Origin of the sequence: Sphingomonas kaistensis, from assembly GCF_011927725.1 — a bacterium.
GTDB classification, from domain to species: Bacteria; Pseudomonadota; Alphaproteobacteria; order Sphingomonadales; family Sphingomonadaceae; genus Sphingomicrobium; species Sphingomicrobium kaistense.
This window is the reverse complement of sequence record NZ_JAATJC010000001.1, coordinates 1,770,606-1,796,055: the sequence shown is the minus strand read 5'-3', so window position 1 is coordinate 1,796,055 and position 25,450 is coordinate 1,770,606. Positions and strand designations below refer to the sequence as shown.

At 68.5% G+C, this 25,450-nt stretch carries 24 protein-coding genes; 12 read left to right on the top strand and 12 right to left on the bottom strand.

Translation table 11 applies throughout. The features are described 5' to 3' along the window. The first annotated feature begins 76 nt into the window (after positions 1-76). Both rnd and GGQ97_RS08750 read left to right on the top strand, forming a co-directional pair. Complete coding sequence (gene rnd, locus GGQ97_RS08755; RefSeq protein WP_168068815.1) at positions 77-1,258, top strand: ribonuclease D; 1,182 nt, start codon at positions 77-79, stop codon at positions 1,256-1,258. Continuing rightward, positions 1,255-1,539, top strand: coding sequence for an I78 family peptidase inhibitor (locus GGQ97_RS08750; protein ID WP_245197923.1), 285 nt, complete (start codon positions 1,255-1,257; stop codon positions 1,537-1,539). The genes rnd and GGQ97_RS08750 overlap by 4 nt, the downstream gene beginning before the upstream one ends. Here GGQ97_RS08750 and GGQ97_RS08745 read toward each other — a convergent pair. From GGQ97_RS08745 to GGQ97_RS14355, 4 genes are read right to left on the bottom strand one after another with little or no spacing between them, the layout of a single operon-like run. Then, positions 1,536-2,996, bottom strand: a complete 1,461-nt coding sequence (locus GGQ97_RS08745) for a Ppx/GppA family phosphatase (protein ID WP_168068813.1) — start codon at positions 2,994-2,996, stop codon at positions 1,536-1,538. The genes GGQ97_RS08750 and GGQ97_RS08745 overlap by 4 nt on opposite strands. Before the next feature lie 9 nt (positions 2,997-3,005). Continuing rightward, positions 3,006-5,153 carry an RNA degradosome polyphosphate kinase gene (locus tag GGQ97_RS08740; protein ID WP_342448496.1) on the bottom strand — a complete coding sequence of 716 codons (2,148 nt, stop codon included), beginning with the start codon at positions 5,151-5,153 and terminating at the stop codon, positions 3,006-3,008. Beyond that, a complete protein-coding gene (locus GGQ97_RS14665; RefSeq protein ID WP_342448495.1) occupies positions 5,150-5,776 on the bottom strand; it encodes an HdaA/DnaA family protein in 627 nt (208 codons plus the stop codon). The genes GGQ97_RS08740 and GGQ97_RS14665 overlap by 4 nt, the downstream gene beginning before the upstream one ends. 1 nt (position 5,777) lies before the next feature. Then, positions 5,778-7,058, bottom strand: coding sequence for a heavy-metal-associated domain-containing protein (locus GGQ97_RS14355; protein ID WP_245197922.1), 1,281 nt, complete (start codon positions 7,056-7,058; stop codon positions 5,778-5,780). A 63-nt stretch (positions 7,059-7,121) separates the two neighbouring features. On the opposite strand from GGQ97_RS14355, the gene purM reads away from it, so the two are divergent. Genes purM through GGQ97_RS08720 form a run of 3 tightly spaced genes read left to right on the top strand, consistent with a single transcriptional unit; the run spans position 7,122 to position 9,431 of the window. Beyond that, positions 7,122-8,207 (top strand): phosphoribosylformylglycinamidine cyclo-ligase, encoded by a 1,086-nt coding sequence (purM, locus tag GGQ97_RS08730; RefSeq protein WP_168068810.1) that lies wholly within the window; start codon positions 7,122-7,124, stop codon positions 8,205-8,207. Beyond that, positions 8,200-9,165 carry a phosphoribosylglycinamide formyltransferase gene (gene purN / locus GGQ97_RS08725; protein ID WP_168068809.1) on the top strand — a complete coding sequence of 322 codons (966 nt, stop codon included), beginning with the start codon at positions 8,200-8,202 and terminating at the stop codon, positions 9,163-9,165. Before purM ends, purN begins: the two co-directional genes overlap by 8 nt. A 26-nt stretch (positions 9,166-9,191) precedes the next feature. Next, a complete protein-coding gene (locus GGQ97_RS08720; RefSeq protein WP_342448494.1) occupies positions 9,192-9,431 on the top strand; it encodes a DUF1294 domain-containing protein in 240 nt (79 codons plus the stop codon). Here the strand turns inward: GGQ97_RS08720 and GGQ97_RS08715 are convergent. The 4 genes from GGQ97_RS08715 to GGQ97_RS08700 form a co-directional block, all read right to left on the bottom strand. Next, positions 9,424-9,750 (bottom strand): hypothetical protein, encoded by a 327-nt coding sequence (locus GGQ97_RS08715; RefSeq protein WP_168068807.1) that lies wholly within the window; start codon positions 9,748-9,750, stop codon positions 9,424-9,426. The genes GGQ97_RS08720 and GGQ97_RS08715 overlap by 8 nt on opposite strands. 131 nt (positions 9,751-9,881) lie before the next feature. Then, complete coding sequence (gene ndk, locus GGQ97_RS08710) at positions 9,882-10,304, bottom strand: nucleoside-diphosphate kinase (protein ID WP_168068805.1); 423 nt, start codon at positions 10,302-10,304, stop codon at positions 9,882-9,884. 79 nt (positions 10,305-10,383) lie between these two features. Beyond that, the gene (locus tag GGQ97_RS08705; protein ID WP_168068803.1) at positions 10,384-10,821 is read right to left on the bottom strand and encodes a DNA polymerase III subunit chi; all 438 of its coding nucleotides are present in this window, start codon (positions 10,819-10,821) and stop codon (positions 10,384-10,386) included. Continuing rightward, entirely contained in the window at positions 10,818-12,293 is a 1,476-nt protein-coding gene (locus GGQ97_RS08700) for a leucyl aminopeptidase (RefSeq protein WP_168068801.1), read from the bottom strand. Before GGQ97_RS08700 ends, GGQ97_RS08705 begins: the two co-directional genes overlap by 4 nt. 148 nt (positions 12,294-12,441) lie before the next feature. Here GGQ97_RS08700 and GGQ97_RS08695 point away from each other — a divergent pair, with 148 nt between their 5' ends. The 4 genes from GGQ97_RS08695 to rsmA all read left to right on the top strand — a co-directional run bounded on the left by GGQ97_RS08695 (position 12,442) and on the right by rsmA (position 18,055). Continuing rightward, the gene (locus GGQ97_RS08695) at positions 12,442-14,721 is read left to right on the top strand and encodes an LPS assembly protein LptD (RefSeq protein ID WP_168068799.1); all 2,280 of its coding nucleotides are present in this window, start codon (positions 12,442-12,444) and stop codon (positions 14,719-14,721) included. Between the two features lie 79 nt (positions 14,722-14,800). Continuing rightward, complete coding sequence (locus tag GGQ97_RS08690; protein ID WP_168068797.1) at positions 14,801-16,162, top strand: peptidylprolyl isomerase; 1,362 nt, start codon at positions 14,801-14,803, stop codon at positions 16,160-16,162. Between the two features lie 38 nt (positions 16,163-16,200). Continuing rightward, positions 16,201-17,202 (top strand): 4-hydroxythreonine-4-phosphate dehydrogenase PdxA, encoded by a 1,002-nt coding sequence (pdxA, locus tag GGQ97_RS08685; protein ID WP_168068795.1) that lies wholly within the window; start codon positions 16,201-16,203, stop codon positions 17,200-17,202. A 1-nt stretch (position 17,203) separates the two neighbouring features. Then, positions 17,204-18,055, top strand: a complete 852-nt coding sequence (gene rsmA, locus GGQ97_RS08680) for a 16S rRNA (adenine(1518)-N(6)/adenine(1519)-N(6))-dimethyltransferase RsmA (RefSeq protein ID WP_168068793.1) — start codon at positions 17,204-17,206, stop codon at positions 18,053-18,055. On the opposite strand, the gene GGQ97_RS08675 is transcribed toward rsmA, so the two are convergent. The 4 genes from GGQ97_RS08675 to GGQ97_RS08660 are packed head-to-tail and all read right to left on the bottom strand — an operon-like array spanning position 18,015 to position 22,029. Beyond that, positions 18,015-18,515 (bottom strand): tetratricopeptide repeat protein, encoded by a 501-nt coding sequence (locus tag GGQ97_RS08675; RefSeq protein ID WP_168068791.1) that lies wholly within the window; start codon positions 18,513-18,515, stop codon positions 18,015-18,017. The genes rsmA and GGQ97_RS08675 overlap by 41 nt on opposite strands. A 26-nt stretch (positions 18,516-18,541) precedes the next feature. Beyond that, the gene (locus GGQ97_RS08670; protein WP_168068789.1) at positions 18,542-19,696 is read right to left on the bottom strand and encodes an RsmB/NOP family class I SAM-dependent RNA methyltransferase; all 1,155 of its coding nucleotides are present in this window, start codon (positions 19,694-19,696) and stop codon (positions 18,542-18,544) included. A 27-nt stretch (positions 19,697-19,723) separates the two neighbouring features. Next, positions 19,724-21,202 carry an IMP dehydrogenase gene (gene guaB, locus GGQ97_RS08665; protein WP_168068787.1) on the bottom strand — a complete coding sequence of 493 codons (1,479 nt, stop codon included), beginning with the start codon at positions 21,200-21,202 and terminating at the stop codon, positions 19,724-19,726. A 38-nt stretch (positions 21,203-21,240) separates the two neighbouring features. Next, entirely contained in the window at positions 21,241-22,029 is a 789-nt protein-coding gene (locus GGQ97_RS08660) for an HpcH/HpaI aldolase/citrate lyase family protein (protein ID WP_245198127.1), read from the bottom strand. A gap of 72 nt (positions 22,030-22,101) precedes the next feature. Here GGQ97_RS08660 and GGQ97_RS08655 point away from each other — a divergent pair, with 72 nt between their 5' ends. From GGQ97_RS08655 to GGQ97_RS08645, 3 genes are read left to right on the top strand one after another with little or no spacing between them, the layout of a single operon-like run. Continuing rightward, the gene (locus GGQ97_RS08655; protein WP_168068785.1) at positions 22,102-23,076 is read left to right on the top strand and encodes an SPFH domain-containing protein; all 975 of its coding nucleotides are present in this window, start codon (positions 22,102-22,104) and stop codon (positions 23,074-23,076) included. Between the two features lie 3 nt (positions 23,077-23,079). Then, positions 23,080-23,529 (top strand): NfeD family protein, encoded by a 450-nt coding sequence (locus tag GGQ97_RS08650; RefSeq protein WP_168068783.1) that lies wholly within the window; start codon positions 23,080-23,082, stop codon positions 23,527-23,529. Then, the gene (locus tag GGQ97_RS08645) at positions 23,526-25,379 is read left to right on the top strand and encodes a DUF885 domain-containing protein (protein WP_168068781.1); all 1,854 of its coding nucleotides are present in this window, start codon (positions 23,526-23,528) and stop codon (positions 25,377-25,379) included. Before GGQ97_RS08650 ends, GGQ97_RS08645 begins: the two co-directional genes overlap by 4 nt. The last annotated feature ends 71 nt before the right edge of the window (positions 25,380-25,450 follow it).

The window sequence follows — 25,450 nt, the reverse complement described above, 5'->3', positions numbered from 1 at the left end:
TGAATGGATGGCGCGGCGCTTTCCCCAGCCCTCCCCTTTTGTCAACTTGAAGACACCCCGCTACAGCCCTGCCAACATGAAGATTCATCCCCTGATCACCGACAGCGCGGAGCTTGCCGCGCTGGTCGATCGCCTCTCCGCCCATGACTTCGTCGCCGTCGACACCGAGTTCATGCGCGAGAATACCTATTGGCCCGAACTGTGCCTGATCCAGATCGCCTCGGTCGACGAAGCGGCGGCGATCGATCCGATGGCCGACGGGCTCGACCTCAAGCCGCTGTGGGACCTGCTGGTCGACAATGAGGACGTGCTGAAGGTCTTTCACGCCGGCGGCCAGGACCTCGAAATCGTCCACAACGTGACGGGCAAGACGCCGCAGCCTTTGTTCGACACCCAGATCGCCGCCATGGCGCTCGGTTACGGCGAGCAGGTGGGCTACTCGAACCTCATCGAGTCCATGCTCGGCCACGCACTCGACAAGGGCGCGCGCTTCACCGACTGGAGCCGCCGTCCGCTCGACAAGCGCCAGATCGACTATGCGATCGGCGACGTCACCCACCTCGCGACCATTTTCCCGCGCATGGTGAGCAAGCTGCGTAAGACCGGCCGCGGCCTGTGGCTGGACGAGGAGATGGAGCGGCTGGCCGATCCGTCGAGCTTCGCTTTCGATCCCGAGGATGCCTGGAAGCGCCTCAAGCTGCCGAGCCGCAATCCGCAGGTCCTGGGCCGGCTTCGCGCGCTCGCTGCCTGGCGCGAGAAGGAAGCCCGCGGCAAGAACCTCCCGCGCGGCCGCATCGTCAAGGACGACACGCTGGCCGACATCGCCGGCCATCCCCCCAAGACGCAGGAAGACCTCGCCAAGGTGCGCGGGCTGTCGGCGGGGTGGCGCAACAACGACATCGGTGCGCGGCTGATGGGCGCGCTGGAGCATGCCCAGCCGCTCGGCCCCGACGAATTGCCCGAGCGCGGGCCGAGCCGGCCGGGCCTGACCAAGGACGGTGCGCTGGTCGCCGACCTCCTCAAGCTCCTGCTCAAGATCAAGGCCAAGGAAAGCAATGTCGCGGCCAAGCTGATCGCCCGCTCGGACGAGCTGGAGGCCTTGGCTGCCGGCGTCCGCAAGGACCTCGCGATCCTGAATGGCTGGCGGTTCGACGAATTCGGCCGTGATGCGTTGGACCTGGTGGAAGGGCGGCTGGCGTTCGCGACGCTGAACGGCAAGCTCAAGATGACCAGGACGCAGGAAGAGGAAGCGGCATGATGAAGCTGATGGCGATGGGGATTGGAGCAGCCCTGCTCGGCGCCTGCGCGACGGTGGGACCCGCCGCGCCGGCCGGCGGCACCTGCAGCAACGACAATCTCCAGCAATTCGTCGGCCAGGCGGCGACCGCAGAGGTTGGCGCACAGATCCTGTCGACTTCGGGCGCGAAGACCCTGCAGTGGGTCGCGGCCGGCATGATGGTCACGATGGAGTTCCGCGCCGACCGCGTCCGGGTCCAGCTCGACGAGCAGAACCGGATCCAGCGCGTTACCTGCGGCTAGGCCAGCTCCAGCCGCGCCGTCAGCCCCATCAGGTTGGCGAGCTGGCGGTGCCGGCGGGCGACGATGTCGCTGTAAAGCCGCTGGTCCTTGCGCGCGAGGCGAAGCACCACGTCGCCTTCGTCCACCTCGATATGGCAGCGCGCGAGCAGCTTCTCGGTCCCGCCCGACAAGCGCTGGGCAAGCCGGATCGCAGCGCCCCATTGACCGGCATGGTCGAGCACCCGCTGGTCGACCAGCTGCGCAAGGCTCTGGTTGAACGGTCCGTCGCCGCCGAACGCCGACCACAAGGTCCGGCCGATGATGGTCCGGCCCTCGGCGTCGATCCCGACCCAATTGCCATGCACCCCCATGTCGACTGCCCACAAGGCGCGGAAGTCCGGATGCGCTTCCCACCCGACGTCGGCGAGCAGGCAGGCGGCCAGCCGAAGCCGCCGCGCGGCGTCGTCATCGTCGGGAAAAAGCGGCGCGATCCATGCGTCCAGCTCGGCTCCGTGATCCCCGAACCGCCCCAGCTTCTCGCCCGCCTCAAGGGCGGCAGCCAATAAAGGGTCTTCGGCCCGGTGCTCCTCTGCCAGATGATCGTAGAGCAAGCCTTCGCGCAGGCCGTAGGCGCTGGCCACCGCACGGGCAGGCTCGAGCACGCGGAACAGCGCATCGAGCACGGCGGCGGCCGGTCGCGCGGTCTGGGCGCGGGTGGTCGACAGGCCGAAGCGCTGCTTCAATTGTTCGGGCGAGGTCTTGCGGATCAGGTCGCGAAGTTCGCGTGCGCGGTCAGCCTCGATCGCATGGCCGTGGACCACGTGCAGCGGCGAATTCGCTTCCTGCTGGTCAAGCTGGGCAAAGGCGCGGAACGAGCCGCCCACCAGATACAGCGTCCGCTCCGCCCCGGCGGCGAGGATGGCCGGCGGGATCGCCTTGCGCAGCGTCGCGGCGAGGCTCTTGGCGCTCGCCTCCGTGCCGACCCGCAGCACGCCCAGCGGCAACGAAATGCCCGCCCCCGCCTTGCCGTTGGCAACCGGCGTCAGTTCGAGGCTTCCACCACCAAGGTCGGCGACCACGCCCTTGGCGTGTGGGATGGCGGAGATCACCCCCAGCGCCGCAAGCCGCGCTTCCTCCTCGCCGGTGATGACCTTGGGCTCGACCCCGGCCTTGCGCGCCCGGGCGAGGAATTCGTCGCCATTCTCGGCATCGCGCACCGCCGCCGTGGCCACCACGTCAAGACGCTTCAGCTTCATCTCGCGCGCGAGCAGGCGAAACCGCGCAAGCGCCTCGATCGCTTGGTCCATCGCCTTTTCGGACAATTGCCCTGTCGAGGCGAGCTCGCGCCCGAGCCCGGCCGAAACCTTTTCGTTGAACAGGGTCGAAGGGACCCGCTCCGACCCGGCATAAGCGACGAACCTGATCGAGTTGGAGCCGATGTCGATGATCCCGACCGGGCCGAAAGAGCGCTTTGCCATATTCTTGTTCTACCCGCCCTGTTCCAGCTTGAGTTTCGGCACCTTTCTGCCTTCGAGCGACTGCCCGCGACCGGAAAGCGATGGATTGGTCATGAAATAGGTGTGGAGGTTGAAAGGCTTCTTGTCGCCCGCGACGCGGCGATACTGGCCGCTGCTTCCGTCCAGCAGCCAGCTCTGCTGATTGTCGATCAGGTTGGCAACCATCACCTGTTCCAGCACCTGCGCGTGGACGGTCGAATTCTCGAGCGGCACCGCGACCTCGACCCGGCGATCGAGGTTGCGCGGCATCCAGTCGGCCGACGAAATGAACAGCCGGGCCTTGCCATGCGGAAGACGCGCCCCGTTGGCGAAGCACCAGATGCGGCTATGCTCGAGGAAGCGACCGACGATCGACTTCACCCGGATGTTGCTCGACAGACCGGCGATACCCGGACGAAGGCAGCAGATGCCGCGGATGATCAGCTCGATCTTCACCCCCGCCTCGCTCGCCTCGTATAGCTTTTCGATGATCCGCGGGTCGACCAGGCTGTTCATCTTGGCCCAGATCGCGGCGGGCTTGCCGGCCTTGGCATTGGCGATTTCGGCATCGATCCAGGCGTTCAACTTCTCGCGCAGGCTGACCGGGCTCATCACCAGCAGTTCGAGGCCCTTCGGCCGGACGTAGCCGGAGATGAAATTGAACAATTTGGCGGCATCGCGCGCCGCCCGCTTGGATGCGGTGAAGAAACTGAGGTCGGTGTAGAAGCGCGCCGTGGTCGGATGGTAGTTGCCGGTCCCGAAGTGGCAGTAGGTGCGGAACGAGCCGCCCTCGCGCTTCACCACCATCGACACCTTGGCGTGGGTCTTCCACTGGGTGAAGCCATACACCACCTGCACGCCTGCCCGCTCCAGCCGGCTTGCCCAGAACAGGTTCTGCTCCTCGTCGAAACGGGCCTTCAGCTCGACCACCGCCGTCACCGACTTGCCCGCCTCGGCGGCTGCGACCAGCGCGTCGATGATCGCCGACTGCTTGCCCGCGCGGTACAGCGTCTGCTTGATCGCCACCACGTCGGGATCGCTCGCCGCCTGACGCAGGAAGGCGACCACCACGTCGAAGCTCTCATACGGGTGGTGGACCACGAAATCCTTGTCGCGGATCGCCGCGAAGCAGTCGCCGTCATGCTCCTTCACCCGCTCGGGGAAGCGCGGCTTGTAGGTCGCGAAGCGGAGCGCGGCGTGGCCCTCGACATCGACCAGTTGCTGGAGGTCAGCGATCCCGATCACCCCCGAATTCTCGGCAATCAGCGCATGCTCGGCCCCGACCCCTTCGCGCACGAGGTTCTCGAGGTCGAGCGGCGTCCCGCTGGTGAATTCGAGCCTGATCACCCGCCCGCGGCGGCGCTGCTTGATGGCCGAGCGGAAGGTCCGGACAAGATCCTCCGCATCCTCCTCGATCTCGATATCGGTGTCGCGCAGCACCCGGAACGCCCCAGCCGCGACCAGTTCGAAACCGGGAAACAGCACGTCGAGGTGTGCCGCAATCGCCGCGTCGATCGAGATGAACCGGGTCTGCGTGCCCGGAAGCTGGAGAAAGCGCGGAACCGAAGGCGGGATCATCAGCACTTCGCTGACCGGCTCCTTGTCCGCGCTGTCGACCATCGCGAACACCAGGGCGTAGCCAAGGTTGGGCACGAACGGGAACGGGTGCGAGGGGTCGACCGCCTGCGGGGTCAGCACCGGCAGGATCTGCTCCGACAGGAAGGTGCGAAGCCACTCCCGCTCAGATTCGTCGAGGTCGGCAGCGCCGACCACCTCGACCCCCGACTGGCCGAGCAGGTCGGCGAGCACCAGCCAGGTCTGCTGCTGCTCGGCGATCAGCGCATCGGCCTCCTCGCTGATCCGCTCCAGCTGTTGCGCCGGGGTCTGCCCGTCGTAGCTGCGCTCCTCCAGCCCCTCGAGCTGTTGCTCCTTCAGCCCCGCGACCCGCACCGAAAAGAATTCGTCGAGGTTGGACCCGCTGATCGACAGGAAGCGGAGTCGCTCCAGCAACGGATGCGCAGGATTGGCGGCTTCCTCCAGCACCCGGCGGTTGAACGCCAGCCACGACATCTCGCGGTTGAAGTAACGGCTTTGCCCTTCCTTCAAGTCGACGGTCCTGGTTTCGGCCGGCGCGTTCACTCCTCCTGCCCTCCCTCGATGATCCCGCCGCTGATCAACGCGCGGCGGACCGTTGGCAGGCTCAGCCTGGCGTTGGCGGCGATGGCGAAGCGGTCGATCGCCTCGACCACCCGCTCCGCGGTCCAGTAATCGCGCGTCACCCGATCGCCGACATAGCGCAGCGCCTCGTCAGGCAGGTGCAGACCGCGATCGGCGAACAAGCGGCGGATCAGCGCGGCGAACAGGGCGTCGTCGGGCTGCTCGATGGTCGTCACCGGGGTGATCGCCAGCCGGGTGCGGAGGTCGGGCAAGCTCACCTCCCACCTGGGCGGTGCGTGGTCGGCAACCATTACCAGCGGGCGGCCGGTCTCCTGCGCCTGGTTCCAGGCATGGAACAACGCTTCCTCGTCGTGGCGATCGGCGGGATCGAACAGCCGCCCGCCAACCCGCGCCACAAAATTGCGCGCGAGGAGCGAGCGGCCGGAGCGGCGGGGCCCGGTAAGGATGGTCGAGCGCACCGGCCAGCTCGACCAGCGCTGGAAATGATCAAACGCGGCCTGGTTCGCCGCGCTGACGATGAACCGGCTGTCGTCGCTCCCCTGCGGCCAGTCGAGCGGGAGCGCGATCTGGTCGGGGCCCCTCACTTCATTCCCCCGGCCGGTTGGTCGCGACGGGGGTGATCGGCTCGGGCGCCGGGCGCTGCGGCTGCGGCTGCGGCTGCGGCTGAGCCGGCTGCGGCTGCGGCTGCGGTGGCGCGGGTTGGGGCGGAGGCGGCGCATAGCCGGTGATGGTGAACACCCCGCTTGCGCTGCTGGTCTGCCACCCGCGGGCGTTCAGCGCCGCGGCAAGCTGCGCGGGCGAGCCGCGGTAGCGCACCACCAGCACCTGCGCGCCGATTTCCTGCACCGAGCGGACACCCGGGATCGAGCGCAGCCAGCCGACCGGCGAGTAAGGCGAGGTGACCGCCATCTGGATCAGCTGCTCGACCGGCGCAGCCTCCGTGACTTCCTCTTCGACGATCTCCTCGACCGGCGGCGGCGGCGGCAACAGGCTCCGGTCGGGTTCGAGCCCGCCGGACGCCAGCCACGAAGTGTAGAGCGCGTCCATCCGCTGCACGCCTTCGGCCATCATCCGCGGCATTTCGGCGCTGTTTTCGGCACGCAGGGTGAAGCTTCCGAGCAATTTCTGGTCGGCCCCGAAGCTGCCGGTAAAGGTCGCGACCGAAGGCCCGCCCGGATACAGACGCCTGACCTGCGCGGTCGCGACCAGCACGTCGGCGGCGCCATAGAAATCGACCAGGTTGCGCCACATCTCCCGGCCCGGCCGGCGGACCTGCGACGCAGTGGCGAGCAGCGGATCGATCCCCTGACCCGAGATGCGGGCATAATCGATCGCACTGTTGGCGGTGCGATATTCGGCCCATGCCCGCTGCCACGGGTTCCGCAGTTCGACCGTGGTCGCGGTTCCACCGCTGACCATCACCGGGATCAGCAGCATCGGCGCCGAGCGACTCACCGGGCCCTGCGCGCCCAGCAACGCGGCCGAGCGCGAGCGGTCGAACAGTACCTGCAGGGTGGCGATGTAGCGGCCGGGCGCAATCCGCTCCTCCTCGATCGCGATCGAGCTGACGATCCCGTCGAGGGTCGAATCGGGCAGCTTGGGCGCCTCACCCAGCGGCCGGTTGTGCATCTTGGCCCACAGGGCAGCAAAGCCCTGGCGTTGCGCAAGCCGCCATCCGGCCAGCCGCGCGCTTTCCGCATCCTTGGCGGCGACGTCGACCTTGATCCCGCCGATTTCCAGCGTGCTGGCGCTGTCGATGGGCGGAATCCCGCGGTCCCCGCTCTCGAGCTGAGCGAAGACGGCGGTGCCGAGCCCGAACGATGCGAGCAGCAGGACCAGAAGGGTGCGCAAGGGAAGGCGCGGCATGACGGCGCCCTCAAAGCAGCTTGGGGCTCGATTTCCAAGGCTCTTCTCGGCTAGGCGGTGCCAATGGGGCTGACTTACGAAGAGGCGGGCGTCAGCATCGCCGCCGGCAACGCGCTTGTGAAAGCCATCGGACCGCTCGCCAAGGCGACGCGGCGGCCAGGTGCGGACGCCGATCTGGGCGGCTTCGGCGGCTTCTTCGATCTCAAGGCGGCAGGCTTCGTCGATCCGTTGCTGGTGGCTGCCAATGACGGGGTCGGGACGAAGCTCAAGCTTGCGATTGACCTCGGGCGGCACGAGGGCGTGGGCATCGACCTCGTCGCCATGTGCGTCAACGACCTCGTCGTGCAGGGCGCCGAGCCGTTGTTCTTCCTCGACTATTTCGCCACCGGCAAGCTCGACACCGGGGTTGCCGAAGCGGTGGTCGCCTCGATCGCGCAAGGCTGCCTCACCGCCGGCTGCGCGCTGATCGGCGGCGAAACGGCGGAAATGCCCGGCATGTACGCTCCGGGCGATTACGACCTTGCCGGCTTCTGCGTCGGCGCGGTGGAGCGCGGACAGCAATTGACCGGCGCTGACATCCGCCCCGGCGACCTGTTGCTCGGCCTTGCCAGCAGCGGGGTCCATTCCAACGGTTTCAGCCTGGTCCGCCGCCTGATCGAGGTGAACGGCTGGAAGCTCGACCGCCCGGCCCGCTTCGATCCCGAGCGGTTGCTCGGCCAGATGCTTCTCGAGCCGACTCGCATCTACGTGAAGAGTCTGCTTCCGGAAATCCGCGCGGGTCGCATCCGTGGCCTCGCCCATATCACCGGCGGCGGACTGCTCGAGAACATCCCGCGGGTCCTCCCCGACGATTGCCACGCGGTGGTCGACGCCGACAGCTGGGCGCTTCCGCCGCTGTTCGCCTGGCTCCAGGCCGGCGGCTCCATCGAGCCCGAGGAACTCGCCCGCACCTTCAATTGCGGCATCGGCATGGTCGTGGTGGTCGCGCCCGACCAGTCCGACGCCGTCACCGAGGCGCTGGTAGCGGCAGGCGAGACGGTCCACCGCATCGGCCGCATCGAGCAGGGCCAGCGCGGCTGCACCGTTCGCGGTCCCGACGAAAGCTGGAGCGCTCGCGGCGCCTGGAGCGCCACTCACAACCATGGCTGACCGCGCGCGGGTCGCCGTGGTCATCTCGGGCGAGGGCAGCAACATGGCCGCCCTGCTCTACGCCAGCCGCCTGCCCGATACGGCGACCGAGATCGTGCTGGTCGCCTCCAACAACCCCGACGCCGCCGGCCTCGCGCTCGCCGAGGCGGAAGGTGTCCCGACCTGGTCGCTCAGCCACAAGGGCCTGACCCGCGAAGCCTTCGACGACGCGCTGGACGACGCCCTCACCGCCGCCCGCCCCGACGCCGTCGCGCTGGCCGGCTACATGCGCCTCCTGACCCCTGCCTTCGTGGCGCGCTGGCGGGGCCGCCTGCTCAACATCCACCCTTCGCTGCTTCCCAAATATCGCGGGCTCGACACCTACGCCCGGGCACTCGACGCCGGCGACAGCCATGCCGGCTGCACCGTCCACCTCGTCACCGAGGATGTCGACGCGGGGGAGATCCTGGGCCAGGTCGCCGTCGCCATCCGCCCGGGCGATACGCCCGACACGCTCGCGGCCCGCGTCCGCTTGGCCGAACACCAGCTCTACCCGGCTACCCTCGCCGCCTATGTCTCGCGCTTTCAGGATGCGGCGTGGATCGAAGCCCGGCTCGACGAGCTTGCCTCACCCCTTCCCGAAGTGTCCCGCAAGACCAGCCACGGCAGCCCCGGCTGGGCCGTGGGGTCGGAGAAGTCGGCCAAGCTGTTCGCCATCCTCGCCGACCGCCACCACGGCGAGGATGCCATCGGCCTGCTGGTCAAGGCCAGCGGCGCGGACGAGATGACCGGCCTGATCGAGGCCCGGCCCGACACCTATTACTGGCCCAAATATTATGGCGCGAGCGGCTGGCTCGGCTTCAAGCTCAATCGCCGCGACACCGATTGGGACGAAGTCGGCGAGTGGCTTCAGCGCAGTTGGCGTGCCTGCGCCCCGCCGCGCCTGACCAGGCTGATGCGCGCGGCGGACGAGTTCTGACCCTTCTTCAAGCCCTTGCCTGGGCGGTGTTCATCAACGCCTGGACCTTCTTCCGCTTCCGGCAGGACAAGCAGCGCGCCGGGCGCGGCGAGTGGCGCGTCTCGGAAAGCGAGCTTCTCTCGCTCGCCTTCCTCGGCGGCACACCGGCCGCCTTCGCGGCACGCCACCTGCTCCGCCACAAGACGCGCAAGCAGCCCTTCTCCACCCAACTCTGGCTGATCGCCGCGGTCCAGGCCGGCGGGTTGGCCTGGCTTGCCGCTACTTGATAGTGCCGAGCCGCTTGCCGTTGGTCAGCGCGCGCAGCACGCCGATCCGGGCGCGCAGCTCGGCCGCTTCGGCGCTGCTCAGCCCGCCGGCGGCATAACGTTCTTCCAGCATCGCGACCTCGCGGGCTTCGCGGCGCAGCTCTTTCGCCTGCCTCTTCGACAGCGAGCCCTCGTCACGACCCTTGCGGACATCGCGGCGGACGTGGCCGAGGTCGGCGCTGGTCACCGGATTATAGGCCGGCAGCGCGCGCGGCTGGGGCGGCAGGCTGCCGACGATCGGGCCCGAAGCCACCAACAGTGCCAGCGTCAGCTCGATCATCACCCTGTCTCCTGCCTTGCGTTCAGCGGAAAAGGTCATTTCGCCGCTGAACCAAAGATGAAGAAGGCTGCCTATGAAAAAGGCCCGCCGGATCGCTCCAGCGGGCCTCTTTCAATTCAAAATACCTGGCGTCAGCCGACGATCTCTTCCGGCTTGAAGAAGTAATCGATCTCGATCTTGGCATTCTCGTCCGAGTCCGAACCGTGCACCGAATTGGCTTCGATCGACTCGGCCAGTTCCTTGCGAATGGTGCCGGCGTCGGCATTCTCGGGGTTGGTCGCGCCCATGATGTCGCGGTTGCGCTTCACGGCGTCCTCGCCTTCCAGCACCTGCACGACGACCGGGCCCGAGATCATGAACGACACCAGGTCGTTGAAGAAGGGACGCTCGCGGTGGACGCCGTAAAAGCCCTCGGCCTGGTCCTTGGTCATGTGGATGCGCTTGGACGCGACGACGCGCAGGCCGGCTTCCTCCAGCATCTTGGTGACCGCGCCGGTCAGGTTGCGGCGGGTGGCATCGGGCTTGATGATCGAGAAGGTGCGCGTGACGGCCACGGTTAGGCTCCGTTGATTGAGGTGGGTAAGGAAAGGATTGCGCGCGCCCCTAGCGGGAGGGGGCGGATCAGGCAAGGACTCAGGCCTTGCGCGTCCAGCGCCCGTCCTCGCGCGCCCAGTAGTTGCGCTCGACCCCGTCGCGGCCCGACAGCAGCTTCCAGGCCTGTCGCGCCTCGGTGAGATTGGCCTCGTCGAACAGGTGGAACGCCCGCTCGAAGGTCAGTGCCGCCTCGCGCCATTCGCCGTCGGCGACCAGCAGGTTGCGAGCGCCATTGGCCGGGTCGGGCGTGGTCGACAGCAGGATCGGCTGGCGCGCGTCTTCCCCTTCCCCGGCGACGCCATGGGCAAGGAAGTCCGTCTCGCCCTGGTCCCACAACAATCGGTCGAGCCGCGCCAGCGCATTCTCGTCGCTCATCACCACCAGCAGCCGTTCGCCGCCCTCGACGACCTTGGCGGCGATACTCGCCACCACCTCGTCGACGGGCGCGCCGGCCAGCTGGTAGAAATCGACCCTCACTCGGCCGTCAGCTCCACGAAGCGGTCGAGCAGGCGCACGCCATATCCGGTCGCGCCCTTGTCGAAGGTGGTGCCGGGCTTGTCGCTCCACACCATGCCGGCAATGTCCAGGTGCGCCCATTCGACGCCCTCCTCGACGAAGCGCTGAAGGAATTGCGCCGCGGTGATCGAACCGCCTTCGCGCGGGCCGACGTTCTTGATGTCGGCGATCGGGCTGTCGATCAGGCGGTCATAGGCGTCACCGAGCGGCATCCGCCACAATTTCTCGCCGGTTTCGGTGGCCGCAGCGGAAAGCTCGCCCGCCAGCGTGTCGTTGTTCGAGAACAGGCCGCCATGCTCGGTCCCGAGCGCAATCAGCATCGCGCCGGTCAGCGTGGCCAGGTCGACCAGCCGCTTCGCGCCGCACTCGCGCTGGGCGTAGGTCATGACGTCGGCCAGCACCAGGCGCCCCTCGGCGTCGGTGTTGATCACCTCGATCGTCTGCCCGTTCATCGAGGTGACCACGTCACCCGGCCGGGTCGCGGCGCCCGACGGCATGTTCTCGACCAGCCCGCACAGGCCGATCACGTTGGCCTTGGCCTTGCGGCTGGCGAGCGCGAGCATGGCGCCGGCGACCGCGCCGGCGCCGCCCATGTCCCACTTCATCGATTCCATGCCGGCCGCCGGCTTGATCGAGATGCCGCCGGTGTCGAAGGTCACGCCCTTGCCGATCAGCGCCAGCGGCTTGTCGGTCTCGTGCCCACCGCCGTTCCAGCGCATGACCAGAAGCCGCGGTTCGCGGATGGTGCCCTGGTTGACGCACAGGAGCGAGCCCATGCCGAGCTTCTCCATCTCGGCCTGGCTTAGCGCCTCGATCACCAGCCCGGTGCCTTCGGCCGCCTTCTTGACCCGCTCGACGAAGGTCTCGGCATAAATGATGTTGGCGGGCTCGGTGACCAGTTCGCGGGTCAGCTTGATCCCGGCCAGCACGCCTTCGTAGCGCTCCGTCCAGCGTGCCTCGGCCCCGGACGGCGCACCGACGATCACCACCTCGTCGACCGTCGGCTTCTGCTTCTCCTTCAGCTTGGTCCGATAGCGGTCGTAGCGCCACGCCCGCGCCGCCGCGCCCAGCGCCAGCCGGGCCGCGGCATCGGCGTCGAAGCGGGTGCCGCTGAGGTCGATCACCAGGCTCTTCTCGCCCGAGGTCAGAAGCCGGCCGACCGCCGCTCCGCCCAGCTTCTCGGCCGCCGCGCCGTCGCTTCCGCTGCCGATTCCGATCAGCACCAGCCGCCGGACCTGCGACCCGCCGTTGCCGCCGGTCCAGCTTTCCGCCACCGCGCCCGCTTCGCCTTCGAAACGCTGCCCGCGTGCCGCCGCTTCCACCGCCGCCCGGTTGTCGCCCAGCGAGGCAAGGTTGCCGCGCTCGGTGCCGGCAACGGGGAGGACCAGGGCGAAGCTGCCCGAAGGAAGGGCGTCGGCGAAGCGGATCTGCATGGGGATTGTCACTCGCAGCTAGGGAAGAGGGGTTGCCGCGTCCTTAGGCCCGCGCCCCCCGCGCTGCCAAGCCCGTTGCCCCGCGTTGCGAAGGCTGCAATAGGCTGGCTCTTCAGGGCTCACTGACGGATCAAGGCAGACAAACAGGGTGCGATACGGCGTCACGGCCTGGACGGCGCTTCCGCTGGTCCTCGCACTCGGTGCGCCGGCCGCTGCGCAGCAGGGGGGAATTGCGCCCTCCGTTTCGCAGGCTCAGCCGCTTCCCGCCGGGCCGCAGCCGCCTGCCGACGCCCAGCCCCTCGCCAACGCCCAGCCACTCGCGGCGGGCGAGGAAGAGATCGCCTTTACCGCCGACCGCGTCGAATATGACAATGAGAATGAGGTCGTCACCGCGGTCGGCCAGGTCCGGGTCAACCGCCAGGGCACCTTCGTCGCCGCCGACCAGGTCCGCTGGGACCGTCGTACCGGCGAGGTTGTCGCAACGGGCAACGTGGTGGTGGTGCAGCCGCAGGGCGATCGCCTGATTTCCGAGCGGGTCGTGCTCGACGACGCCCTGCGCGATGCGACGGTCGAAAACCTGCTGGTTGTCCTTGAGAGCGGCGGCCGCCTCGCCGCCGACCGCGCCACCCGCACCGGCGATGTCACCACCCTCGACAATGCGGTCTACAGCCCGTGCCGGATCGAGAGCGAGACCGGCTGCCCGCGTCGACCCAGCTGGCGGATCCTCGCCGCGCGGGTTCGCTATGATCAGGCCGCCGAGCGGATTCGCTTTGAACGCGGCCGGTTCGAACTGTTCGGTGTCACCCTTCCCCTGCTGCCAGTGTTCAGCCTCGGGACCAGCACGGGCGGCGAAGGCTATTCGGGCTTCCTCCTCCCCGAACTGCGCTACAGCCGCCGGCTCGGCGCCGAATTGTCGCTGCCCTATCACCTGCGCTTCGGGCCCAACCGCGACCTCACGGTGACCCCCCACCTCTACACCTCGGTCGTGCCCGCGATCGAGGGCCGCTATCGTGAGCTCAACAGCCTCGGCGCCTTTTCGCTCGGCGCGTTCGTCACCTATGGCGATCGTTCGAGCTATGACGACAGCCGCACCAACCGCGGGTTGCGCGCTTATTTCGAAGGCAACGGCAAGCTCCAGTTCGATCCCGTCTGGAGCCTGACCGGGCAGCTTCGCGCCGCCACCGACAAGGACGTCGCCCGCTTCTACGACGTCAACCGCGACGACCGTTATCGCAACTTCCTCGATCTCGAGCGGATCGATCTCGACAGCTACGTCAGCATCGCCGGCTGGGCGTTCCAGGGCGTTCGCCAGAATGACATCCAGCGCACCATCCCGTTCGCCCTGCCCGCGATCGACGCTCGCATCCGCCTGTCCGACCCGGTCCTCGGCGGCCGGGTCGAGCTTCAGGCCAACAGCCTGGCGGTGTTCCGCCGAGAGGGGCAGGACAGCCAGCGCGCCTTCGCCGGCGCCCGTTGGGACCTTCGCAAGCTGACCCGCTTCGGGCAGGAGATCCTGCTCACCGGCTACGCCCGCGGCGACGTCTACCACAGCGACCAGAACGAGCTCACCACCGCCGCCATCTATCGCGGCGAGGAAGGCTGGCGGGGCCGCGCGATCGCCGCCGCCGCCGCTGAGGTCCGCTGGCCGCTGACCGGCGAATTCCTCGGCGGAATCCAACGCCTGACCCCGCGGGCCCAGCTGGTGGTGACCCCGCCGACCGCCAACATCAGCCTTCCCAACGAGGACAGCCGCTCGGTCGACCTCGAGGACAGCAACCTGTTCGCGCTGAACCGCTTCCCCGGCTACGATCGGTGGGAAGACGGCAGCCGCCTGACCTACGGCCTCGACTGGAGCCTCGACCGGCCGGGCTGGGCGGTGACCAGCAACATCGGCCAATCCTATCGCCTCAACCGCGATGCGCAGATCTTCCCCAACGGCACCGGGCTCACCGACCGCTGGTCCGACTTCGTCGGCCGCACCCGGGTCAAGGTCGGCCGGTTCGTCGACCTCACCCACCGCTTCCGGCTCGACAAGGACAATTTCGCGGTTCGCCGCAACGAGGTCGACCTCACCGTCGGGACCACCGAAACCTACGCCCGGATCGACTATCTCCGCCTCAACCGCAACGTCGACCAGTCGGTCGAGGATCTTCGCGACAAGGAAGAATTGCGGCTTGCGGGACGGTGGAAGTTCCATCGCTTCTGGTCGGTGTTCGGAGCAACCGTGCTCGACCTCACCAACACCGACGAGGATCCGCTCACCATCGCCGACGGCGTCAATGCCGTGCGCCATCGCCTCAGCCTCGACTATGAGGACGATTGCCTGAGCTTCGGGATCAGCTGGCGGCGCGACTATGAACGGCTGGGCGACCGGGCCGAGGGAAGCACTTTCAGTTTCCGCCTGTCCTTGAAGGGCTTGAGCCGCTAAATGCGCTCATCGCCGGTTCAGCGCCGCCTTGGCAAGGCTTCGTGAACTGCTTGAAATAACAAGGGATACAAGGCTCCTCATGGCAAAGGCCAAGACGCTTTTCACGACTGCCCTGATTGCCTCGCTTGCGGGTGTCGCAGCGGCGCAGGTGGCACCGCAGGGCGGCCGGGCCGCGCCGCAGCCGGCTCCGCGCAACAGCACCGCCGCACTCAACCTGCCGCAGACGCTGACCGTCTACGGGCGTCCGATCCCGGCCGTCGTCAAGGCCAGCGCGATCGTCAACGGTCGGGTCATCACCCAGACCGACATCGACCAGCGCCTTGCACTGCTGGCGCTCGCCAACAACCAGCCGATCCCGGCCGATGAGGAGGAGCGGCTGCGCGTCCAGGTGCTCCGCAACTTGATCGACGAAACGCTGCAGATCCAGGCCGCCGAGGCCGCCGGGATCAAGATCGGTGCCGCCGACATCGACCGCACCGTCGCCCGGGTCGCCGATGGCGTGAAGCGCAAGCCCGCCGAACTCGGCGTCTATCTCAAGGAAAACGGCAGCTCGCTGGCAGCCATCCGCCGCCAGATCGAGGGCGAGATCGCCTGGCAGCGACTGCAGCGCCAGAAGATCGAAAGCCAGGTCAGCGTCGGCGACGACGAGGTCAAGGCCGTGATCGAGCGGCTCAACGCGTCCAAGGGCGCGCAGGAATATCGCGTCGGCGAAATCTATCTCGAGGCGACCGCCGCCAACCAGGCGCAGGTCGCTCAGCAGGCGCAGCAGATCGTCGCCGCGCTGCGCCAGGGCGCCAGCTTCGCCGGCTACGCCCGCCAGTACGGGCAGTCCTCGGCCGCCGCGGTGGGTGGCGACCTCGGCTGGGTCCGCCCCGAACAGCTTCCCGAAGCGATCGCCCAGACGCTTGTGCAGATGCAGTCGGGCCAGCTCAGCCAGCCGATTCCGGTCCCGGGCGGCGTGTCGATCATCGCCGTGCAGGATACGCGCAAGGTGCTGACCGCCGATCCGCGCAACGCCGTGCTCTCGTTGAAGCAGGTCTCGATCGGCTTCCCTGCCGGGACCAGTGCAGCGGCTGCCGAGCCGACCCTGCAGCGCTTCGCTGCCGCGACCCAGAACGTCGGCGGCTGCGGCGGCGCCGACAAGGTTGCGGCCGAATTCAAGGGCGAAGTCGTCCAGTCGGACTCGGTCAAGCTCCGCGACCTTCCTGCCGCGCTTCAGGACATGATGCTTCCGATGCAGGTCGGCCAGGCGACTCGTCCGTTCGGCAGCATCAACGACGGCGTCCGCGTGCTGGTGATCTGCGGCCGCGACGAGGAACAGAGCGCCAGCGCGCCCAATCCCGACGCCGTTTTCGCCCAGTTGCAGGAAGAGCGCGTGAACCTGCGCGCGCGCCGCTACCTGCGCGATCTTCGCCGTGACGCCGTCATCGACTATCGTTGAGGTGGTCGTGACGGAGTGGCGGCGCTAGGGGACGGGCGATGAGCCCGCATCCTCCCCTGCTCGCCGTCTCGCTCGGGGATCCGGCCGGCATCGGCCCGGAAGTGGTCGCCAAGGCGTGGGACAGCCGCCGCGCGCTGGACCTGCCGCCGTTCGTCGCGGTCGGCGATCCGCGCAGCCTGTCGGAAGTGTGGGACGGACCGCTCGCCATCGTTTCCGACCCCGGCGAAGCGCGCGCCGCCTTCGACCACGGCCTGCCCCTGCTCGCCGTCCCAGCCGCTTCGGCCAGCAGTCCCGGCCAGCCCAGCAACGCCGGCGCCCATTGCAGCCTCGACAGCCTCGAACTCGCGGTCGGCCTTGCCCGCTCGGGCTCCTGCGCGGGCGTGATCACCGGGCCGGTCGCCAAGCACCAGCTTTATTCGATCGGGTTCAGTCATCCCGGCCAGACCGAGTTCGTCGCCGAACGCTGCGGCGTGTCGCCCTCGAACGTCGCGATGATGCTTGCCGGCCCCACGCTTCGGACGGTGCCGGTCACCACCCACCTGCCCCTGCGCGACGTTGCGGCGGTCCTCACCACCGGCCTGATCGAGGCCCGCGGGCGGGTCACCCTGCGCGGCCTCCAGCGCAGCTTCGGGATCGCCAATCCGCGCCTCGCGGTTGCCGGCTTCAACCCCCATGCGGGTGAGAATGGCGCGCTGGGCCGCGAGGAGATCGAGCTGATCGAGCCCGCCATCGCCACCCTGCGGGCCGAAGGCTGGGACGTCACCGGGCCGCATCCCGCCGACACCATGTTCCACGGCTCCGCCCGCGCCCGCTACGACGCGGCCCTGTGCATGTACCACGACCAGGCCCTCATCCCCCTGAAAGCGCTGCATTTCGAGGAGGGGGTCAATCTGACGCTTGGCTTGCCAATCATCCGTACCGCCCCCGACCACGGCACCGCCTTCGACATCGCCGGGCAGGATCGCGCCGATCCGCGGGCGATGGCGGCGGCGATCCGCATGGCCGCGACCTGCGCCATTTACCGCCTCGCCCACGGCTGAGGTGACAGCGCTCCCGCCCCTGCGCGAGGTCATCGCCCGCCACGGGCTGACCGCCTCCAAGGCGCTCGGCCAGAACTTCCTGCTCGATCGCCAGTTGCTTGCCCGGATCGCCGCCATTCCCGGCGACCTCCTCCACGGCCAGTCGGTCTACGAAGTCGGTCCCGGCCCCGGCGGCCTGACCGGCGCGCTGCTCGATGCCGGAGCCCGCGTCACCGCGGTGGAGCGCGACCGCCGCTGCCTTCCCGCGCTGGCCGAGCTTGCCGAGCTGTTTCCCGGTCACCTCACCCTGATCGAGGAAGATGCGCTCAAGGTCACCGAGGAGCCGCTGGTCGGCCGCGGCGCGCACGTCGTCTCCAACCTCCCCTACAATGTCGGCACCGCCTTGCTGCTACGCTGGCTGGCCGCCGACTGGTTGCCCTGGTGGTCGAGCCTGACTCTGATGTTCCAGAAGGAAGTCGCCGAGCGGATCGTCGCCGGTCCCGGTGACGACGCCTACGGACGGCTCGCGGTCGCGGCACAGTGGCGCGCTACTCCGCGGATCGAATTTCCGGTCCATCGCTCGGCCTTCGTGCCCCCGCCAAGGGTCACGTCGGCAGTTGTCCACATCGTGCCGGCGGCAGAACCCGCCGGCGTCACCCACGCCGTGCTCGAACGCCTCACCGCTGCCGCCTTCGGCCAGCGCCGCAAGATGCTTCGGCAAAGCCTCAAATCTGTGGAAGGGGCGCTCGACGCCCTGCCCGCCCTCGGCATCGCTGCCGAGCGCCGGGCGGAAACGGTCAGCGTCGACGAATGGGTCGCGCTTGCCCGCGTGCTCAGTTCTTCTTCGCCGCCGCCGCCGGAGTCTCGGCCTTAGCCATTGCCGGGCCGCGCTGGATCAGCGCCGCAAGGCTGGTCGCCGGAGCGCAGGGCCCCGTCCCGCACAGCGTCTTGATCTTGGCCAGGTTCTGCTGGGCGCGCGCGACCGCGCCAAGCTCGACCAGCGCTTCGCCCTGGACGCCCAGCGCCACCGGGTCGTTCGGCTCGAGCGCGAGCGCCTTGTTGGTGAAGCGGATCGCCTGGCCGTAAAGCTTCTGCCGCTGGGCCACCCGGGCCAGCGACACGAAGGCGCCGCGGTTGCGGGGATCGACGATCAGCGCTGCTTCCAGCGCATCGTCGGCCGCCTGGAACTGACCGACGGCCAGCGCCGCTTCACCCGCCTTCTGCCACTGCAGCGACTGCGGGCGGATCTGCGCGTCGGGAACCTGCGTTTCGCCCGAACTGGCGATGGTCGCTCCAACGACCCCAAGGGCAACAACAATCGGAAGCAAACGCATCATCGTCTCCCAGGTGGGGTTTCCGCTCATGTGGCACGGAACCGCGCAATGAAAAAGCCGTCGGTCCCGTCATGTCCCGGCGTGAGAAGCCGGCCAACACCATCCGAACGCCCGACATTCACCGGAATATCCTCGGCCCTGAAGCCTGAATGACGGCTGAGGAAAGCGTCGGCCTGGGCCCGGCCTTCGCGGGTCAGAAGCGAGCAGACCGCGTAGACGAGGGTGCCCCCCGGCCGGACCAGCGGCGCGGCAAGGTCGAGCACCCGTTCCTGCAACGCTTCCAGCCGGTCGAGCCGCTCGGGCGTCAGTCGCCAGCGACCTTCGGGGTTGCGGCGCCAGGTTCCCGAGCCGGAGCAAGGGGCATCGACCAGGACCAGATCGGCCAACCCGTTGAGATCGGCCAGCCCCTCGTCTTCGCGCGGCTGGTCGAGCAGGCGGCTTTCGATCGTCGCCCCGGCTCGCTCGGCGCGCGGCGCAAGCTTGCTCAGGCGCGCCCGGCTGGTGTCGCAGGCGACGATCCGCGCAGCCGGGTTGGCGGCGGCCAACGCCAACGCCTTGCCACCTGCGCCGGCACACAGGTCGACCATCAGCGACTGCTCGGCGGGGTCGCAGGACAGCGCGATCAGCTGGCTGCCCTCGTCCTGAACCTCGACCAGCCCGTCGGCGAACGCTTCGTCGGCGCTGACCGCGCTGTCGGGCGGCAAGCGCAGTCCCCATGGGCTGACTGGCGTCGGCGCCGCGGCGAAATGGGCCGCCATCTCGTCGCGACTGGTTCGAGACAGATTGGCGCGCAGATCGACCGGTGCGCGCTCGACCAACGCCGCCCACTCGCCGCCCTCGACCAGTGGCGACAGCAGGGGCTGCAACCATTGAGGCACGACGCCTTCTTCGGCGCGCGGCTCTTCGTCGGTGGCAGCGGCGGGACCATGACCGGCACCGTCGAACAATTCGGGCGCGAGCGGCAACAGCGCCGCCCGGCCGCTCACGGGCACTTCGGCCGAATGGCGCACCGCGCGGAACACCAGTTCGCGAACCGCCCGCCGGTCCTTCGACCCGGCATAGCGGCGCGTCTTGAAATAGGCCGACACCAGGGCATCCGCCGGCGGGCCGTCCTCCCGCGCCGAAGCGATCACCTGGTCGAGGATCTCGATCGCCGCCTGGGCGCGCGCCGAGGGGGTCAATTGCCCGGCCTCATCGAGCCGCCCATCTCAGCGCGTCGGATAATTGGGAGCTTCCCGCGTGATCGCGACGTCATGGACATGGCTTTCGCTAAGGCCCGCGCCGGTGATGCGGATGAATCGCGCGCGCTCCTGCATCTCGGCGATGGTGCTCGACCCCGTATAGCCCATCGCGGCCTTCACGCCGCCGACCAGCTGGTGGACCACGTCGCGAACCGGCCCCTTGTAGGGCACCTGCCCCTCGATCCCCTCCGGCACCAGCTTCATCGTGTCCTTGATGTCCTGCTGGAAATAGCGGTCGGCCGATCCCCGGCTCATCGCGCCAAGCGAGCCCATGCCGCGATACGACTTGTAGGCCCGGCCGTGATACAGGAACTGCTCGCCCGGCGTCTCGTCGGTGCCGGCCAGCAGCGAGCCGACCATCGCGCTCGACGCGCCCGCGGCAAGCGCCTTGGCAAGATCGCCCGACGTCCGGATCCCGCCATCGGCGATGACCGGAACGCCGCTGCCGCGCGCCGCCGACGCGGCCGCCATGATCGCGGATAGCTGCGGCACGCCGACCCCGGCCACGATGCGCGTGGTGCAGATCGACCCCGGCCCGATCCCGACCTTGATCGCGTCCGCCCCAGCCTCGACCAGCGCCCTGGCGGCATCGGCGGTCGCGACGTTGCCGGCGATCACCTGCACGCTGTTGGATGCCGACTTCACCCGCTCGACCGCGCGGGCGACGTCGATGTTGTGGCCATGCGCGGTGTCGATCACGATGCAGTCGACCCCCGCGTCGATCAGCGCCGCCGACCGCTCCCAGCCCGAATCGCCGACGGTCGACGCCGCCGCGACCCGCAGCCGGCCCTCGCCGTCCTTGGTCGCATTGGGCGAGGCCACTGCCTTTTCGATATCCTTGACGGTGATCAGCCCGACGCAGCGCCCGGCCTCGTCGGTCACGATCAATTTCTCGATCCGCCGCTGGTGCAGCAGCCGCTGCGCTTCCTGCCGGCTGGTCCCCGGGGCAACCGTCGCTAGATTGTCGCGGGTCATCAGCTCGGACACCGGCTGGTTGGGGTTTTCAGCAAAGCGCACGTCGCGGTTGGTGAGGATGCCGCACAGCCGCCCCGACTGCTCGACCACCGGCACGCCGCTGATCTTGTGGCGCTTCATCAGCTCCAGCGCTTCGGCGAGCGTCTGCTCGGGCGTCAGGGTGAAGGGGTTCACGACCATGCCGCTTTCGAAGCGCTTCACGCTGCGCACCGCGTCGGCCTGCTGCTCGACGGTCAGGTTGCGGTGAAGCACCCCGATCCCGCCCAACTGCGCCATGGCGATCGCCATGTCGGTTTCGGTCACCGTGTCCATCGCCGAGGAGGACAGCGGAATGCGAAGCTCGATGCCGCGGGTGAGGAAGGTCCGGGTGTCGGCCTCCGACGGAAGAACGCTCGACGCCAGAGGCTGGAGGAGCACGTCGTCGAAGGTGAGACCCAGCGGGATGTCGTTGCTGTGGGGGAAGTCGGCCATGCGCGCACTTGGCGGCTGGGACGCGATTCGGCAAGGGGCTAGCGGGCCAGCAGGCGCTCCGCCGACTCGATATGCATGCGTTCGATCATCTCGCCCTCGAACCGCTGCGCCCCGCCGCCTGCCGCGGCGACCAGTCGCTCGGCCCGCGCAATCTCGGTCGCAGTGGGCGCAAATGCCGCCTTGCACGCCGCGATCTGGTCGGGGTGGATCAGGGTCTTGCCGTCGAACCCGAACGCCCGCCCCTCCGCTGCCTCCGCCGCGAATCCGTCGGCATCGTCGAGCCGGTTGAAGACCCCGTCGAAGCAAGGCGTGCCGGCCGCTCGCGCCGCCAGCACGATCGTCTGCAGCGCGGTCTTCAGCGGTTCGCGCCCGGCACCGGCCGGCAGGCGCAAGGTCGCGGCGAGGTCGTTGGTCCCGGCGATCAGCGCCGCGGCGACTTCCGCCACCTCCCAGCAGCGCCGTACGCCCGCTGGAGTCTCGATCATGGCCGCGACGGGCTTGCCGGTCCGCTCCGCCACGTCGCGGATGACCTCGGCGCTTTCGACCCTCGGAACGATGACGAGGTCGGCCCGGCTGGCGCGCACCGCCGCGCAATCTGCCTCGAACCATTCACTCGCCGCCCCGTTGACCCGGATCGCCGCCGGCACGCCGAAGGGCTCGGCCACCGCCGCCACCGCCGCTGCCCGCGCCTCGTCCTTGAGCTCGGGCGCCACCGCATCCTCGAGGTCGAGAAAGATCACGTCCGCCGCACTCGTTCGCGCCCGCCGGATCGCGCCTTCCCGGCTGGCCGGAAGGAACAGCACCGCGGGACGCCCGAACAGGTTCAGCACCGGCCCGATTTCGCTTCGCTTGGGGTCCCAACTCGCGCATGATGAGAGCAAGAACTCCGGGGGATAAGCATGCTCGAAACGTTCCTGCTCTTTGTTGCCTTGCTGGTGTTGCTGTTCGTCATGTCCAGCATCAAGATCGTCCACCAGGGCCATCGCTACACGATCGAGCATTTCGGCCGCTTCGTCCGCGTCGCCGACCCCGGCTTCAACTTCGTCCCTGCCTTCTTCTACCGCGTCGGGCGCAAGATCAACATGATGGAGCAGGTGCTCGACATCCCGGGGCAGGAGATCATCACCAAGGACAATGCCATGGTGGCGGTCGACGGCGTGGTGTTCTTCCAGGTGCTCGATCCGGCCAAGGCCGCCTACGAGGTGTCGGACCTCTACACCGCGATCATGGCACTCTCGACCACTAACCTGCGCACGGTGATGGGCTCGATGGACCTCGACGAGACCCTCTCCAAGCGAGACGAGATCAACGTCCGCCTGCTGCAGGTGGTCGATCACGCGACCGAAAGCTGGGGGGTCAAGATCACCCGCGTCGAACTCAAGGACATTCGCCCGCCGGCCGACATCGTCAACGCCATGACCCGCCAAATGAAGGCCGAGCGCGAGAAGCGCGCAGCCATCCTCGAATCCGAGGGCATGCGCGCTTCCGAGATCCTCCGCGCCGAGGGCGAGAAGCAGGCCAAGATCCTCCAGGCCGAGGGCCTCAAGGAAGCCGCCTTCCGCGAGGCCGAGGCCCGCGAGCGCGCCGCCCAGGCCGAGGCGTCGGCAACCAAGTCGGTCAGCGACGCCATCGCCGGCGGCGACGCCCAGGCCATCAACTATTTTATCGCCCAGAAATATGTCGAAGCGCTCGGCAAGTTCGCGGATTCGCCCAATGCCAAGACCATCCTGATGCCGGTCGAGGCGACCCAGCTGATCGGCAGCCTCGGCGGCATCGGCGAGATTGCCAAGGCCGCGTTCGGCAAGGACGACCCGCCGCTCGACCTCACCCGCCGGCCGCCCGCCAACCCCGGCGTGCCGCGCGTCGGAGGCTGAGCCATGAACGGCATCGACCAGGGCTGGTGGTGGCTGATCGGCGGCGTCCTGCTGCTGATCGCCGAAGTTCTCGCGCCCGGCTTCTTTCTGCTGTTCATTGGCGTCGCGGCGATGGTCACCGGGGTGTTCGTGCTGCTGTTCGACTTCGGCCTCGCCCCCGCGCTGGCGCTGTTCGCCATATACACCGCGCTCGCCGTTTACCTCGGCCGCAAGGTCTATGCGAACCGCCCGGTCGCCGCTTCCTCCCGCCATCTCAACGACCGCTCGGCGCAATTGATCGGCCGCGGCGCGGTGGCGGTCAGCGTCATCGACGGCGATGGCGGCCGGGTCCGCCTCGGCGACAGCGAGTGGAGCGCGCGCGGTGCTTCCGCCCAGCCGGGCGACCGTGTCCAGATCATTGGTGTCGAAGGCAATTGCCTGATCGTGGAGGCCGCGCCTAAGCTGCCGGCATGACCGCACTTACCCGCCGCCAGGCCCTTGCCGCCGCTTCGACCACCGCCCTTTCCGCCTGCACCCTGCGCTCCCCCGCCGCGCTTGCCGGCGTCGGCGCGGGCCCCCGCATCGGCGAGGCGCAGGCCACCGCACTGCTCGAATCGGTCGCTGCCAATCTCCTCGCCCTGTCGCCGGAAAGCGCCACGTCCCTCGGCATCGACAAGGGCGACAATGCCGCGCTGCGCTCGCAATTGTCGGACCGCAGTCCGGCCGGCGTCGCCCGGATCGCAGCCGTCATCCGCTCCGACCTCGCCCGCGTCCAGTCGCTAGACTTGTCCGCCCTCACCCCCTCGACCCGCACCAGCATCGAGGTCATCCGCAGCGCTTACGGATCGGCCGCGCAAGGCTTTGCCCAGCCCTATGGCGACGTCGCGGTCGGCGGCTGGCGCAACGCGCCCTATGTCGTGATCCAGAACGTCGGCGCCTATCTCGACCTGCCCCGCTTCCTCGACAGCGATCACCAGATCGATACCGCTGCCGATGCCGAAGCCTATCTGTCGCGCCTCGCTTCCGCCCCCGCCCAGCTCGATGGCGAGACCGCCCGGATCATCGCCGCGCGCGAAAAGGGACTGCTCCCGCCTTCCTTCCTCCTCGACAAGGCGCTGCCCCAGCTTCGCCAGTCGCTGGCCGGCGCGAAGGCGGGCGGCACCCTGGTCGAATCCATCACCCGCCGCACCCGCGAGAAGAACCTCGCCGGCAACTGGGAAGCCCGCGCCCGCGCCGTCGCCGCCGGCCCCTATGCCGCCGCGCTCGAACGCCAGGTCGCCGAGCTCGAACGCCAGCGCGCCCTCGCCAGCCCGGCGCCCGGAATGGCCGCCCGGCCCGGCGGCGCCGATTATTATCGCTGGGCGCTCAAGGCCTCCACCACCACCGACCTCTCGCCCGAGGAGATCCACCAGATCGGCCTCACCGAGCTTCGCGAGCTGCAGGGCCGGATGGACCCGATCCTCAAGGGCCTCGGCTATACCAATGGCTCGGTCGGTACCCGGATGCAGGCGCTCGGCCGCGATCCGCGCTACCGGTTCGCGGAGGGTGACAAGGGCCGCGCCGAGATCCTCGCCTTTATCCAGGAACGGCTGAAGCTGGTCCGCGCCAAGCTGCCGCAGATGTTCAACACGCTGGTTCGCGGCAACCTGGAAGTGCGCCGCCTGCCGCCGGAAGAAGAACCCGGCGCGCCCGGTGCCTATGGCGGTGCGGGCTCGATCGACGGTTCGATCCCCGGCAAGTTCTGGATCAACCTGCGCGAAACCAGCCTCCACACCAAGTTCGACCTGCCCGACCTCACCCATCATGAATCGATTCCGGGCCACGTCTGGCAGGGCGAATATGCCAACAAGCTGCCGCTGATCCGGACCATGCTCGCGTTCAATGCCTATTCCGAAGGTTGGGCACTCTACGCGCAGCAGCTGGCGGACGAGTTCGGCCTGTACGACGACTTCCCCGCCGGCCGCCTCGGCTACCTCCAGGGCATCGCCTTCCGCGCCTGCCGGCTGGTGGTCGACACCGGCCTCCACGCCAAGGGCTGGAGCCGCGAACAAGCGGTCCGCTTTTTCATGGACGAGAACGGCACCAAGGAATCCGAAGCCCGTTCGGAGGTCGACCGCTATTGCAGCTGGCCGGGCCAGGCGTGCGGCTACAAGATCGGCCACACCGCCATCAACCGCCAGCGCACCCGCGCCCAGGCCGCGCTTGGTGATCGGTTCGACATCCGCTTCTTCAACGATGCGGTGCTGCTGGGCGGCAACGTGCCGATGGACGTCCTCGCGCTCAACGTGGGCGAATATATCCGAGGCAAGGGCGGCACGGCCTGAGCCCCGGCGGGGCTTGGATTCCTGTCATCGGTCGGTAATGGGACTGTAACAATGCGCGTCGGCCCCACGGT

What these genes read in the sequence shown, in the direction of transcription:
- GGQ97_RS08715 (WP_168068807.1), bottom strand. Translation starts at nt 9,750, where the DNA reads ATGATCGAGCTGACGCTGGCACTGTTGGTGGCTTCGGGCCCGATCGTC.
- pdxA (WP_168068795.1), top strand. Translation starts at nt 16,201, where the DNA reads ATGAGCCCGCATCCTCCCCTGCTCGCCGTCTCGCTCGGGGATCCGGCC.
- purN (WP_168068809.1), top strand. Translation starts at nt 8,200, where the DNA reads ATGGCTGACCGCGCGCGGGTCGCCGTGGTCATCTCGGGCGAGGGCAGC.
- purM (WP_168068810.1), top strand. Translation starts at nt 7,122, where the DNA reads ATGGGGCTGACTTACGAAGAGGCGGGCGTCAGCATCGCCGCCGGCAAC.
- GGQ97_RS08745 (WP_168068813.1), bottom strand. Translation starts at nt 2,996, where the DNA reads ATGGCAAAGCGCTCTTTCGGCCCGGTCGGGATCATCGACATCGGCTCC.
- guaB (WP_168068787.1), bottom strand. Translation starts at nt 21,202, where the DNA reads ATGGCCGACTTCCCCCACAGCAACGACATCCCGCTGGGTCTCACCTTC.
- GGQ97_RS08675 (WP_168068791.1), bottom strand. Translation starts at nt 18,515, where the DNA reads ATGCGTTTGCTTCCGATTGTTGTTGCCCTTGGGGTCGTTGGAGCGACC.
- GGQ97_RS14355 (WP_245197922.1), bottom strand. Translation starts at nt 7,058, where the DNA reads ATGCCGCGCCTTCCCTTGCGCACCCTTCTGGTCCTGCTGCTCGCATCG.
- GGQ97_RS08690 (WP_168068797.1), top strand. Translation starts at nt 14,801, where the DNA reads ATGGCAAAGGCCAAGACGCTTTTCACGACTGCCCTGATTGCCTCGCTT.
- GGQ97_RS08645 (WP_168068781.1), top strand. Translation starts at nt 23,526, where the DNA reads ATGACCGCACTTACCCGCCGCCAGGCCCTTGCCGCCGCTTCGACCACC.
- GGQ97_RS08700 (WP_168068801.1), bottom strand. Translation starts at nt 12,293, where the DNA reads ATGCAGATCCGCTTCGCCGACGCCCTTCCTTCGGGCAGCTTCGCCCTG.
- GGQ97_RS08655 (WP_168068785.1), top strand. Translation starts at nt 22,102, where the DNA reads ATGCTCGAAACGTTCCTGCTCTTTGTTGCCTTGCTGGTGTTGCTGTTC.
- GGQ97_RS08750 (WP_245197923.1), top strand. Translation starts at nt 1,255, where the DNA reads ATGATGAAGCTGATGGCGATGGGGATTGGAGCAGCCCTGCTCGGCGCC.
- GGQ97_RS08650 (WP_168068783.1), top strand. Translation starts at nt 23,080, where the DNA reads ATGAACGGCATCGACCAGGGCTGGTGGTGGCTGATCGGCGGCGTCCTG.
- rnd (WP_168068815.1), top strand. Translation starts at nt 77, where the DNA reads ATGAAGATTCATCCCCTGATCACCGACAGCGCGGAGCTTGCCGCGCTG.